At 62.4% G+C, this 13,419-nt stretch carries 10 protein-coding genes; 6 read left to right on the top strand and 4 right to left on the bottom strand.

Annotated elements, in window-relative coordinates:
• Window positions 1–51: 51 nt before the first annotated feature.
• Both GQB00_RS10600 and GQB00_RS10595 read right to left on the bottom strand, forming a co-directional pair.
• Entirely contained in the window at window positions 52–2,052 is a 2,001-nt protein-coding gene (locus GQB00_RS10600; RefSeq protein ID WP_165856193.1) for an LTA synthase family protein, read from the bottom strand.
• Window positions 2,053–2,202: 150 nt separating this feature from the next.
• Complete coding sequence (locus GQB00_RS10595) at window positions 2,203–3,285, bottom strand: PA0069 family radical SAM protein (RefSeq protein WP_165856192.1); 1,083 nt, start codon at window positions 3,283–3,285, stop codon at window positions 2,203–2,205.
• A gap of 358 nt (window positions 3,286–3,643) precedes the next feature.
• Here GQB00_RS10595 and GQB00_RS10590 point away from each other — a divergent pair, with 358 nt between their 5' ends.
• The 5 genes from GQB00_RS10590 to GQB00_RS21725 all read left to right on the top strand — a co-directional run bounded on the left by GQB00_RS10590 (window position 3,644) and on the right by GQB00_RS21725 (window position 8,595).
• Complete coding sequence (locus tag GQB00_RS10590) at window positions 3,644–5,239, top strand: isocitrate lyase (RefSeq protein ID WP_111493915.1); 1,596 nt, start codon at window positions 3,644–3,646, stop codon at window positions 5,237–5,239.
• 434 nt (window positions 5,240–5,673) lie between these two features.
• Window positions 5,674–6,777: a hypothetical protein gene (locus tag GQB00_RS10585; protein WP_165856191.1), complete on the top strand. Its 1,104-nt coding sequence runs from the start codon at window positions 5,674–5,676 to the stop codon at window positions 6,775–6,777.
• A 56-nt stretch (window positions 6,778–6,833) separates the two neighbouring features.
• Window positions 6,834–7,184, top strand: coding sequence for a hypothetical protein (locus GQB00_RS10580; protein WP_165856190.1), 351 nt, complete (start codon window positions 6,834–6,836; stop codon window positions 7,182–7,184).
• Window positions 7,185–7,231: 47 nt separating this feature from the next.
• On the top strand, window positions 7,232–7,930 hold the full coding sequence (locus GQB00_RS10575; protein WP_111493921.1) for a C39 family peptidase: 699 nt from the start codon (window positions 7,232–7,234) through the stop codon (window positions 7,928–7,930).
• A gap of 5 nt (window positions 7,931–7,935) precedes the next feature.
• Window positions 7,936–8,595, top strand: a complete 660-nt coding sequence (locus GQB00_RS21725) for a hypothetical protein (protein WP_207950659.1) — start codon at window positions 7,936–7,938, stop codon at window positions 8,593–8,595.
• Between the two features lie 43 nt (window positions 8,596–8,638).
• Here the strand turns inward: GQB00_RS21725 and GQB00_RS10565 are convergent, their stop codons facing one another.
• Window positions 8,639–9,727, bottom strand: coding sequence for a transporter (locus GQB00_RS10565; protein WP_228160490.1), 1,089 nt, complete (start codon window positions 9,725–9,727; stop codon window positions 8,639–8,641).
• Window positions 9,724–11,127, bottom strand: coding sequence for a sigma-54 dependent transcriptional regulator (locus tag GQB00_RS10560; protein WP_162628720.1), 1,404 nt, complete (start codon window positions 11,125–11,127; stop codon window positions 9,724–9,726). Before GQB00_RS10560 ends, GQB00_RS10565 begins: the two co-directional genes overlap by 4 nt.
• Before the next feature lie 307 nt (window positions 11,128–11,434).
• Here GQB00_RS10560 and GQB00_RS10555 point away from each other — a divergent pair, with 307 nt between their 5' ends.
• Window positions 11,435–13,399, top strand: a complete 1,965-nt coding sequence (locus GQB00_RS10555; protein ID WP_165856189.1) for a CASTOR/POLLUX-related putative ion channel — start codon at window positions 11,435–11,437, stop codon at window positions 13,397–13,399.
• Window positions 13,400–13,419: the final 20 nt, after the last annotated feature.

The following is a 13,419-nucleotide window of genomic DNA, read 5'->3' as shown; positions in this document are numbered from 1 at the left end:
ACTCTAGCGATACGGTGGTCATGGACGTGTTCAGGAAATGTCAGGCTCGCATCAAAGCCCGGCCTTTTCCGGTAGGCCGTATTTCTGCTGGCGATACAGCCACAGGGGCAACTGGGCATGAGCCCGTGCCCGCGTGACATCCGCTGGCGCCGGCGGTGCATCGGTGTATCGGGTCTCGCCGGACGCTGGATCGTAATGACCGGCCAGGGGCGCCTGATCCGGCCTCAGGATGGTGACGTTGTGGTCACTGTCCATCCAGGCGAAGTAGTCGTAGAACTGCATCATGGCTCGGCCCGGCACGTCGGTATTCCGGGTCAGGTCACGCCCGATCATCGGGTGCGTACTGTCCAGCCCGATCAGGGAGAGCAGGGTGGGCGCCATGTCGATCTGACTGGCGAGGGTCTGGATCCGCCTGGGTTTGATGTCCGCGCCCAGGATCAGGCCGGGAATGTGGAAGTTCTTTATGGGAACCAGCTCGTTGCCCCAGACCCGGTCGTCGTGATCGGCCACGATCAGGAACACCGTGTTGTCCCAGTAGTCGCTCTCGCGGGCTTGCTCAATGAATTGGCCGAGCGCGTAATCCGCGTAGCGAACGGCGTTGGCCGGGGTGTTCTTGGGTGTGCCGTGGAGCTGGATGCGGCCATCCGGGTACTGGAACGGGCTGTGGTTGGACGATGAGAACACCAGGCGGAAGAAAGGTTTGTCCTGTTTGTTGAGGGCCTTGAGTTCACGATGGGTCCGGTTGAACAGATCCTCGTCACTGACGCCCCAACTGCCGGTGAACACCGGATCGTCGTAGTCGGCCTGATCGACGATGTGTTCGAAGCCGTTACCCGTGAAGAAGCTGCGCATGTTGTCGAAGTGGGCTTCGCCGCCATAGATGAAGCCCGTGTCGTAATCGTGTGCCTGCAGCAGCCCGGCCAGGGTGAAGAAGTGGTTTTGCGCCAGCGACAGTTTGACTACGCTGCGCGCCGGTGTGGGCAGGTAGCCTGAGATGACCGCTTCGATACCCCGCACCGAGCGGGTTCCCGTCGCGTACAGATTCTCGAACCACCAGCCGCCCTGTTTGAGGCGCTCCAGTTGCGGCGTGTCCGCCTGGCCGCCGAGGGATTTGACGTAGGTAGCGCCCAGGCTTTCTTCGAGCACGATCACCAGGTTGAGCGGTTTTTTACGCTGCCGGGTGGCCTCCTGGGTATGAAGAGTTGGGCGATCTGTCGAGGAGAAGTGGTGGTTAGCCAGCCACGGGGCGCTACGAACTTCGTCGAGCATAGCTTCTGGTGAGTCTAGCGCCACGTAGCGTTCATCCGCCTGGATCTCGTTTCTCAGATTGTAAACGGCGTAGGCCACCGACCAGGTGGAGTTGAGGATTAGCGAATTCACCAGGGCATCGGACGTCAGTGCGAACATGGCCGGATTGGCCGGCCGGTGATCGGTGGTCGAGCGAATCCCCATAAAGACCGCCAGGACAACGAACGGCCAGGCCAGCAAGGTCCGCCCGTAACGCGGCGCTCGGCTTTCCGCCAGCCAGGGCCGGAACAGGCTGCCGCATAGGGCGGCCAGCCCGGTGCACAGCACCAAGCCGACGATCAACGGTATGCGGAAGCCATGCCAGAGCGTTGCAAACACCTCGTTTGGGTATTTGAGGTACTCGACAAACAGGCGGTTGGGGCGTACGTCGTACTGGGCGATGAATGTGGGTGTAGCCAGTTCCATGAACAGGATGACCAGAAGCATGGCGAGCGCCCAGACCATGGTAAACCGCTTCCACAGAGTCCAGGTGTGCCGGTGCCCTAAAAGCGGCAGGAGCAGCAGCGGAACGGCCACCGCCAGGCTGGCAACGATGGTGTCGACGCGTAGCCCATGCAGGAGGATCGTCGCGCCGATGGGAGTGTCCATGACCCGGTCGGCCTGCCACAGCGTCAGCCCCATCCGGGACAGGCCTTCGATAAACAGTATGAGAACAAACAGACCCAGCAGAGGCGCGTAGGCGCCGGACCAGCGGATCAAACCATAAAAACGGCGCGGCAGACCGCTACGTTCCGATACGGGCATGAGCTTTCCTGTCAGTGGTGTTCAGAGTGAGTGCGGTCTGTTGCGAGGGCTCGGACCGACAATGGCCAGACAGGATAGGGAAGGGGGAATCAGGCGGATGTCAGGCAAACATCAAGAAAAGGTCAATCCGCCGCCGGCCGGCGGCGGGCGTCAGTGATTGAGATTCGTCACCGGAATCAGATCCAGCTGTTCGCCGCCCGGCCGGCGAAACAGGTCGGTGCGCAGGGGCTCCGCTTCGTGCAGGTTGAGTGCCAGTTTCCGGGCCTTGCGGTTGAAGCGTTGACGGATCAGGTCGGCGTAGATGCCCTGGCCCCGCATGCGATGGCCGAAGCGGCTGTCGTAGGCCTTGCCACCGCGCAGGTCGCGGATGCGGTTCATCACGTGGCGGGCGCGGTCCGGGAAGTGACGCAATAGCCAGTCCTCGAACAGCTCATGAATCTCCAGCGGCAGGCGCAGCATGATCCAGCTGGCTCGGCTGGCGCCGCTGTGGGCGGCGGCCTCAAGAATGGATTCGATTTCCGCATCATTAATGAAGGGAATCACCGGCCCCAGGATGATGCCGGTGGGAATGCCGGCGCCGGACAGCTCGCGAATCATTTTCAGGCGCGTGGCCGGCGCGGCGGTGCGGGGCTCCATTTTCCGCTTCAGATCGTTGTCCAGCGTGGTCAGGCTGACACGCACCGAGCACAGACCGTCGGCCGCCATCTCCGCGAGAATGTCCAGGTCACGCAGGATCAGCGCGCCCTTGGTGATGATCGACACCGGGTGCCGGTAGTCGCGCAGTACCTTGAGCAGCTCCCGGGTCAGGCGGCGCTGTTTTTCGAGCGGCTGGTAGGCGTCGGTGTTCACGCCCAGGGCGATGGGGCTCGGAACATAGCCCGGTTTGTCCAGGGCCTCGCGCAACCGTTGCGCGCCGTTGGGTTTGGCGATCAGCTGGGTCTCGAAATCCAGCCCTGGTGACAGGTCCCAGTAAGCGTGGGTAGGGCGCGCGAAGCAATACACGCAGCCGTGCTCGCAGCCGCGATAGGGGTTAATGGACTGGTCGAAGGGCACATCCGGAGACTGGTTGTGGCTGATGATCGAGCGCACCTGCTCGTCGACCACCCGGGTGGCGACGCTGTCCGGGCAGAGCATGTCGTCCGGATCGTGGTACCAGCCGTCGTCCTGGTCCCGGTCGGAGGTGAGGGGCTGGAAGCGATTGTGGGGGTTGTAGCCGGTGCCGCGGGTTCGCATGGGCTTTCTCCTGTGACCGGTTTTCCTGGAAGTGGAGCGCACTGGAACCGGTGAACGCGTGATTCGTCGTTACTGTTTAAATATACAGTATTTGACTAAACCTTAACCACCGTTGGCGAGCACTGCAAGTATTTTGTCATTGCGGTGAAATGTGTCGTGTTTCTCACTAACTGCCGAATAATCATGAGTTTGTAATGCCGTATTCTGTATTCATGAAAGAAATATCGAAAATACACAATATAAATTTCAATGATATTTTAGACGTTCGTAGAATGGCCAACATCGTCACCCGCCATGCAGTTCGGTTCCGGTCGGCGGGTGACGCTCAGGCTCATCAACAGATAAAACAGGAACGACCATGTCACAGTACAATCAAGACATTGAGGCCATTAAAGCCCTCAAGGAAAAGATGAAGGGCTGGGAAGGTATCAACCCGGAGCACGCCGCTCGCATGCGTGCCCAGAACAAGTTCAAGACCGGTCTGGATATCGCCAGGTACACCGCCAAGATCATGCGCGAAGACATGGCGAACTACGACAGGGATCCGGCCCAGTACACCCAGTCCCTGGGTTGCTGGCACGGTTTCATCGGTCAGCAGAAGCTGATCTCCATCAAGAAGCACTTTGGGTCCACCAAGCGTCGCTACCTGTACCTGTCCGGCTGGATGGTGGCCGCCCTGCGCTCCGAGTTCGGTCCGCTGCCCGATCAGTCCATGCATGAGAAGACCGCGGTTTCCAGCCTGATCGAGGAACTGTACACCTTCCTGCGTCAGGCGGACTCCTGGGAGCTGAACCACCTATTCCGCGGCCTGGAAGACGCCAAGGCCGCCGGTGACACCGCCAAGGCGGCTGATATCCAGGAGCAGATCGACAATCACGAAACCCACGTGGTGCCGATCATCGCCGACATCGACGCCGGTTTCGGTAACGCCGAAGCGACCTACCTGCTGGCCAAGCAGATGATCGAAGCCGGTGCCTGCTGCATCCAGTTGGAGAATCAGGTCTCCGACGAGAAGCAGTGTGGCCACCAGGACGGCAAGGTGACCGTGCCCCACGCCGACTTCATCTCCAAGATCAACGCCGTACGTCTGGCGTTCCTGGAGCTGGGCATCGACGACGGCGTCATCGTGGCCCGTACCGACTCCCTGGGCGCTGGCCTGACCCAGAAGATCGCCGTGACCGAAGAGCCGGGCGATCTGGGTGACCAGTACAACAGTTTCATCGATGGCGACGTCATCGAGAAGGCCGAGGACATCAACAACGGCGACGTGGTGATCAAGCAGAACGGTCAGCTGGTCAAGCCCAAGCGTCTGGCGTCCGGTCTGTTCCAGTTCAAGCCGGGCACCGGCGAAGACCGTGTGGTTCTCGACTGCATCACCAGCCTGCAGCACGGTGCCGACCTGCTGTGGATCGAAACCGAGAAGCCGCACGTGGGCCAGATCGCCAGCATGGTGAACCGCATCCGCGAAGTGGTGCCCGACGCCAAGCTGGTCTACAACAACAGCCCGTCCTTCAACTGGACCCTGAACTTCCGTCAGCAGGTGTTCGACGCCTGGCAGGAAGAAGGCAAGGATGTGTCCGCCTACGACCGCGCCGGCCTGATGAGCGCCGAGTACGACGACACCGAGCTGGGCAAACTGGCCGACGAGTGGACCCGCGACTTCCAGCGCAAGTCGTCTGCTGAAGCGGGTATCTTCCACCACCTGATCACGCTGCCGACCTACCACACCGCGGCCCTGTCCACCGACAACCTGGCCAAGGGCTACTTCGGTGACGAAGGCATGCTGGCCTACGTGGGTGGTGTTCAGCGCAAGGAGATCCGCCAGGGCATCGCCACCGTCAAGCACCAGGACATGGCGGGTTCCAACATCGGTGACGACCATAAAGAGTTCTTCGCCGGTGACGCCGCCCTGAAGGCCGGTGGTAAGGACAACACCATGAACCAGTTCGGTTAATCGAACGGTTCGGTCATCCCGGTCGCGGCGCTGCCCGGCCGGGTGATCCCTCAGAGCCCCGCTTTCTAGCGGGGCTTTTTTGTGTCCGGTTGTTGTATGCCGGTGAGACAGGACACCGTCAGCGTCAGGCTGGGATACAAACGGCGCTTCCTCTAACTCCCTGAATTCCCGTCGGTTCACGAAAACACCGTTCGGCGTCGTCGGCGACCTGTTCCATCCACGGAACAACTGACGCCGCTGCCGTCCGGCCCTGTCTTTGGGGTTCCCGTTTTATATCTTTAAATTCAGATGCTTGTAACTTCTTGGGCAGGTTGGCACGCGAATCGCTCGGATGCTTTTCGCGGGTCATGCGTCCTGGTCTGCCGCAACTCTTGGATGGAGGTGGCGACGACGTAGATCCAGTGATTCAGCAATCAGACATAAGGAAAGACATCATGAATACACAGAAAAGTTTGCTGGCGTTGGCGATCGCAATGAGTCTGGGCCTTTCCGGTGCGGCTCTGGCCGATCAGGGTGGCGATGGTGACCCGAACACCAATGCGGACGATACTTCCATTGCCAACAACGACCATTCCGGCAACGTTGACTCAGGTAATGACAACAGTACCGCCGACAGCGGTAACGACAATTCCACCAACGATGCCAGTATCGATGTGGCGGACAGCGCGAACAACAGCTCCACCAACGATTCGGGCAACGACAACAGTACCAATGTTGCTGATAGCGGTAACGACAATTCCGCCAGTGATGCCAGCACCAATGACAGTGGCAATAACAGTTCCACCAATGCCTCCGGTAATGACAACAGCACCAACGTTGCGGACAGCGGGAACGACAATTCTGCCAACGATGCCAGCACCAATGACAGCGGCAATAACAGTTCCACCAACAACTCGGGGAACGACGCCAGCACCAACGACAGTGCCAATGACAGTTCGGATAACAGCACCAACGTGGCTGACAGTGGCAACGACAACTCCGCTAACGATGCGAGCACCAACGACAGCGGCAACAACAGCTCCACTAACGACTCTGGCAACGACAACAGCGCCAATACCAATGCCAGTACCAACGATAGTGGCAACGACAACTCCACCAACGACAGCGGTAACGACAACAGTACCGCCGACAGTGGCAACGACAATTCCACCAACGACAGCGGTAACGACAACAGCACCGCCGACAGTGGAAACGACAATTCGACGAACGATTCGGGGAACGACAATTCGACCAACGACTCGTTCAACGTATCCGATAGCGGTAACGATATGTCGGACAACTCGGATAACAGCATGGCCGAGCTGAACCTGCATGTGTTTCTCAATAATGCGGATCTGGACGGCAGCGTATCCGGTGTGACCACCACCTACGGCGATGCCAACGGCAAGCATTCCTACACCACAGCGACCCACCACAATGAAATCTCCGGTGGTTCCGCCAACTTCACCGGTGTGGGCGCCTTCTCGCAGAATGCCGGCAACGGCAGCGTGACTCAGTCCAACGTGAGCGTCATGTCCAACCTGACTACCGGTCAGTAAGCGGCTCGGGTCACGCCCCGGTATGGGCGTGACCCCGCTTTCCAGGAGGTGCAGCCATGGTGGAAAGACTGCGTTATACCCGGCACGCACTCTGGATGGTTCTGCCGCTGTTGAGTTCGCTGGCCAGTGCCGAGGACGTCCTGTTTGGCGGCCAGGCACTGTCGACCGATCAGCTCCAGGAATCGAACGGCCGACAGGGCGTTCCTTTCCAGTGGCAGGTGAACGACACCGACCAGAGCGCCGTGGTGGCCGATAACGTCCTGAACGGACCGGTCAACACCGGCGACAACTCAATCTCGGACAACGCGTTCCAGAACATGAGCGGTGTCGCGACGGTGATCCAGAACACCGGTAACCATGTGGTGATCCAGGACAGCATGCAGATCAACGTGCTGATCAATCAGTAGTCCACAATACGCAAGACCCAATCCAACGTCCGGCAGGAGTGAGTGCCATGGGGATCAAGACTGCCACAGCGCTTTGGGCCGGGCTGGTCGTCGCGGTCCCCATGGTCGATGCCGGCACCGTCCGGTTGCCCGGACTGGGCGGTGATATGCCGGTCAAGGTGATGAGTTTCCAGGAACGCCGCTACCTGACCGTGATTCGCCAGCAGTACGACTTCAGCTGCGGTTCCGCCGCGCTGGCGTCGCTGCTGACCTACCACTACGACCACCCGGTCAGCGAGCAGACGGTGTTTCGCTCGATGCTGGAACTGGCCGATGAGGAAAAGGTTCGGCAGCAGGGATTCTCCATGCTGGATATGAAACGCTACCTGGAACACCAGGGATTCCAGGCGGACGGCTTCCGCATGGGGCTGGCGGACATCCGGGAGAAGGTGCGGATTCCGCTGATCGTCCTGCTGGATATGGACGGCTTCCGACACTTTGTCATCGTCAAGGGCATTTCGGATCGAGAGGTCCTGGTGGGGGATCCCGCCAGGGGGCTGAAAGTGCTCACACTTGATGCGTTCAACGAGCGCTGGGACGGCATCGCATTCGTCATCCGAAGCCACCTCAGCGAGGGACGGGCCCGATTCAACCGGGAGCAGGAATGGCACAAGGTCGCCCGGGCCCCTATTCGACAACACAATGCACCGGGAGAAACGGCCCGAAGCGGGCCGGTGATGTTTGCTCCGCTGGGTGTGGAATGGTGATCGACATGGCAAGACAGGATCACGACAGGAACAGGCCTGGTGGTGCGGGCCCGGCACTGGCGCTGCTGTTGCTGGGGCTTGCCGGTACCGCGCCGGTACTGGCCGCAACGCAATGGAGCCAGGGGCTGTCGCCGCTGGACAACCCGGAACTGGACCAGCAGCGCGGCGGTTTCCAACTGGGTAACCTGGAGATCTCGATCGGGCTGGAGCAGATTGTCGCCATCGACGGTCAGATCGAAGTGGTCAACCGGCTGATGATCAATAACCTGAACCAGCGGCTCAACCAGGGGCCGGTGGTGCCGAGCATCGAGCAGGTGCGGGTGAACGTGCCGGAGGTGAACGTGCCTTCCGTCGCGGGCGGCGGAAGTGGCTCTTCCGGCGGCTCATCGGGGAGTTCCGGTTCGCCGTCCGGGAGCACCGGCAGCCCGGTGTCGTCCGGTTCCGGATCGACCGTGATCGCCGGGCCGGTGATCAATGCCAGTCCGGCCTCGATCGCGGCGAGCGACCTGCGCAGCGGCGCCTGGATGACGCGCATCCAGAACGACGTCAACGATCGCGTTATCCAGAACCTCCAGTCCCTCAACATCGAGCTGAAGAACGTGGGGCTTCCGAGCTATCTGCCCGAAGTCCTCGGCGATCAGTTCCTGCAGACCCCGGCGCGCTAGCCGGGGTTGTTTTTCCGCCCGGATGCAACCGTGTTAAGGGGTCCTAGAACGCGATCGGCAACTTGAGGGTCAGCTCCGTGGTGGGGGCTTCCTCCGTCACTCCCACACTGACGGACACGCTCAGGCTGGTGTCGCGCGTCAGCTGCTGCGACAGCCCGAACGACAGCGAGCCCACCTGAATGCGGTCGAACACCGCGTTGTTCAGGTCATTGTCGAACTCCACGTCGGTCTTGGGAATCACCGAGTGATCGTAGCCCAGGCTGAACGAGGTGCGCTCATTGAAAGCGAAGCCCATGCCGAAACCGAAGCGCACGATGTTGCCCGGATCGATGGTACCGCCGTTCTCTAAACCTTCGTCCTCCTCCTGGGTCCAGGTGTAGCTGAGGTTGCCGAACAGCACCGCCGGATCCGACGGGTAGATGAACGACAGACCCGGCTCGAACGCCCAGAAACCGGAGCCCGTGGGGCGCTCCGCAAAGGCGATGCCGATGGGGTTGCCCTGGCTGTCCTCCAGCACCCGGCGGTCCACGTCGTAGGGGCCTTCGCCGGTGGGCGCCCGTACCCGGAAGGTCCCAATCAGGTAGGGCCAGCCTTCGAGGCCGTCGTTGAACTGGTAGCGGATGGTGGCCTCCACATCGCCCAGTCCTTCGCCGGACGACTCGGTCAGGGTGTCGACGGGCGTTCCCTGGAACGCGGCCCGCTCGCGCAGGTCCTCGTCGATCTGCAGATAGGGAACGCGCAGCGTGGTTTCCAGGCGGCTGGTGATGCCGTACTTCATGGTCACCGCGCCGACGAAGATGTCGCGTTGCACTTCGGTGACGTTGATCAGGCCCACCAGCAGGGCCGGGATCACGGTGTAGCCCTCGATGGCCACCACCGTGGAGTTGCTGTTGGCGTAGGAAAAGGCCGGCTCGATGACGAACTTGCCCGCCCGGGTGACGATCCCCCGGTCGGTGGTGATGGACGCGATCTCGCTGGCCCTCTCGTTGACCCTTTCGGCTTCCTCTTTCTCTTCCTGCGTTGTCTGGGCCATAACGGCGGATGCGAGCAGGCTGCTGCAGGCGATGACCGAAACCAGGGCCGATGCCGGTCTTGGCTGGTAGCGCGCGCGAGCCGGGGCATAATGCTTCATGGATGACCTCCTTTGCGATGAACCGGCTCGCGCCGCGTCGACGACGACTCGTGGGCGGTTCCGTGCTTGGCCATGAGTCGGTAGAGCGAGAGTCGGGAAATCCGCAGCAGGCGCGCCGCGGCAGAGACGTTGTGGTTGGCGATGTTGAGGCAGTAAGTGATCGCTTCGCGCTCCGCCCTTGCCCGGAAGCGTTCCAGGGACAGCTGGGTGCGCGGCTGCTCGGGATTGTCCCGGGAGCACAGACCCAGGTCCTCCGGTGTAATCGTGTCGGACTCACTCAGCAGCACCGCCCGCTGCAGCCGGTTGTGCAGTTCGCGCAGGTTGCCGGGCCAGTTGTGGGTCAGCAGGCAGGCCATGGCGTCCTCGCACAGGCGACGGGTCTTGTGCGGGCTCAGCCGGTGGGCGTGGCGCAGGATGGTGTTGCACAGGAACGGCAGATCCTCAAGCCGGTCGCGCAGGGGCGGTAGCTGGACCTGCAGGTTGCCCAGGCGGTAGAAGATGTCGGCGCGGAACTGCTCCTCCCGGACCCGTTGCTCCAGCGGGTGGGTGGTGGTGGCGATGACGCGCACCCGAACCCGGCGCGGATTGTGGCTGCCCAGGCGTTCCACCACGCTCTCCTGCAGGAAACGCAGCAGGGTGGACTGCTGTTCCAGCTGCAACTCGTCAATATCGCTCAACACCAGGGTGCCGCCGTCCGCCTGTTCGATGCGTCCGGCCCGGGCGCTCAGGGCATGGGTGAAGGCGCCTTTCTCGTGGCCAAACAGCTCGCTCTGGGTCAGCGTCGGCGGCAGGGCCGCGCAGTTGACCAGCACGAAAGGCCCCTGACGGGCGTCGGAATGATCGTGGATGAAGTGCGCTGCGGTATTGCGGCCGGTGCCGCTCTCGCCCAGGATCAGCACCGGTTCGGTGGTCTGGGCGATGCGCCGCAGCAGAGCCCGCGTCTCGACAATGGCGGGCGACTCCCCGTCCAGTGCCTGTTCCTCGAAATTGCCTCGCACACGGCTGTGCTGGCGCAGCGCCATCAGTCGCGCCATGCCCCACAGGTGGCCCAGGGTGACGTCGAGCCGGCGCAGGTCGTAGGGGCGCGTGTGGTAGTCGGTGCAATAGCCGGCGACAATGTCGCTGAGCAGGCTGTTCTGGTCCGGCGGAGAAGGAAGCAGGCTGATCCAGTGCGCGGGGCTGAGCGTCTCGATCCAGTCTTCCAGATCCAGGGCGGATGGATCGCCCACGTCACCCAGGTCGATCACGCCCACCCGGACCCGTGGCAGCGCACTGGGCCGGCGTCGCGGTGGCTGGCCCAGGTCAACCGGATGAATGATCCAGTGCCGGGCCAGTTCGGTGAATGTCGTTGGCAGCCGGCCCCCTGGTGAGAGCCAGATCAGCTCGCGTTCTACGGTCATGCCCTGGATTCCCTGATCCTGCATGAATGCCGGTGGTCCGGCCTTGTTGTTGACGACGTTTCGCTGCGGCTGGCGGCGCAGTCAGGATGCCTTACAGCCCGTGGCTTCCCGGGACGTCGTTCAGGGGATTGAGCATTTTCGGTGCCAACCGGAAAAAACGCGTTGAATCGGTAACTTGCCGGGGTGGGTGAGCGTCTCGCCAGGCGGGCCCGTAAATATTGTCGACAGACCTGTCACAGATTCGGAGCGGCTTGACCGCTTCTCCATTTGCCAACATCATGATTTTTATTGCTGAAAGGGATCTCGCATGCTGCCGTTACCGTTTCTCGACCGGGTGAAGTACATCGTCGAGCGCCAGTTCGTGAAAGGCGCGCTGTTCCAGTTGCTGGTGGTAGGTATCGGAATCGGGCTGATTTCCCTGATCGGCGGCCTCCTGGTCTGGCCCGGATCGGCGTCGTTCGACAACCTGGGAGATGCCATCTGGTGGGCCTTTCTGCGCCTGACCGATCCCGGTTACCTGGGGGACGACGAGGGCGGCTGGCGGCGGCTGGTGTCGACGGTTCTCACCGTCACCGGCTACGTGGTGTTCATGGGTACGCTGGTGGCCATCCTGACCCGTTCACTGATTGCCCGCATGACGGACCTGGAGCGGGGGCTGACGCCGGTGACCCTGCGCCATCACGTGGTGGTGCTGGGGTGGAACAGCCGCACGGTACCGCTGATCCAGGAGTTACTCGCCTCGACCGGCCGTGTCCGCCGTTTCCTCGCCAAGCACGCGGCGCGGCGCCTGCGGCTGGTGATCCTGTCCGAGGAAGTGTCGGCCGAGCAGGTGCTGAGCCTGCGCAATGAACGCGAGATCGGCCGCAAGGCACGGGACATCGTGCTGCGCTCGGGCTCGCCGTTGCAGCCGGAAGCCCTGCACCGGGTGGCCTGCCTCAGCGCGGCGGCGGTGATCGTGCCCAGCGAGGGGACCTACAATCCCGACAGCGTCGTGTCCTCCGACGTGGAGACCGTCAAGGCCCTGTTGTCGATGGCGTCCCAGGCCCAGTACCTGCACCAGCCGTTGCCATACGTGGTGGCGGAGATCGAGGACCTGCGCAAGCAGGCTGTGGCGGAACGCGCCTATCCCGGCCCGCTGGAAGTCATCTCCAGCGACGCCATCATCAGCCGCCTGCTGGTGCAGACACTGCTGCACCCGGGGCTGTCGGAAGTCTGCAACGAGCTGCTCACCGCGCGCCACGGTAACGACATCTACGTGCGCTCCGGCGATATTGCCGAGGGCGACACCCTGGCGGAGCTGGCGCGCAGCTGCCCCGACGCCATTGTCCTGGGGCTGCTGCAGCCGCGGGGTGACGGCTGGGATGTGCGGCTCAATGCGCCGTCGTCCACGTGCATCCGCGACGAGGACCGCCTGATCATCCTGGCCCGGGACTACAGCGATACCGAGCCGCAGCGGGACAAGCAGGGCCAGCGCGTGGTCTCGCTGGCGCCGATCGAGCGCTCGGCGGCCAGCGACCTGCCGGCACTCCAGTCCGGTCCGGAGCACCGTCTGCTGGTGTTGGGCTGGAACCAGCGGGTACCGGCCTTGCTGGCGGAACTGGCGCGTTATCCGGAACACCGGTTCCACGCCGACCTGGTGTCGATCGTCGCGCCGGCCACACGGGAAACCGCGATCCGCCAGTACCTGGGGGAGGACAGCGTCGTCACCCACCGTCAGATCGAGGCCGACTTTGCCGTTGAGGAAGTGCTGCGCCGCCTGTCCCCGGCCGATTACGACAGCATCCTGCTGTTGAGCAGCGACCGCCTGGGGTCGGGCGAGGAGGCGGACGCCCGCACCATGATGGGCTATCTGCAGTTGCAGGAAGTGCTGGCCGACGCCGCCAACCCACCGCAGGTGATCCTGGAACTCAGCGATCCGGACAACGAAACGCTGCTGGTGACCAACCAGAGCGAAACCCTGGTCAGCCCCATGATCCTCAGCCACGTGCTGGCCCAGGTCGCCCTGCGGCGCGAGGTGCGTGTGGTCCTCGACGAGTTGTTCACGCCGGGCGGGGCTGAGATCATGTTCCGGCCACCGTCGGATTACGCGTTGCCGCCACGCCCGGATTTTACCGTCGTCGAACGGCTGGCCGGAGCCCACGGCGAAACCGCGCTGGGTGTCCTGCGCGCCCGCCCCGATGCGGATGGCGCCATGCTTGAGCTCAATCCCGAGCGGGGCGCGGCACTGGCGCTGCAGCCGGGCGACCTGATCGTTGTGCTCGGGCGCACCTGAGTTGCCATGGATCCCGTGGT

Origin of the sequence: Marinobacter sp. JSM 1782161 (assembly GCF_011421605.1) — a bacterium.
GTDB classification, from domain to species: Bacteria; Pseudomonadota; Gammaproteobacteria; order Pseudomonadales; family Oleiphilaceae; genus Marinobacter_A; species Marinobacter_A bohaiensis.
The sequence above is the reverse complement of the archived record's forward strand: the minus strand, read 5'-3'. Positions and strand labels throughout refer to the sequence as shown.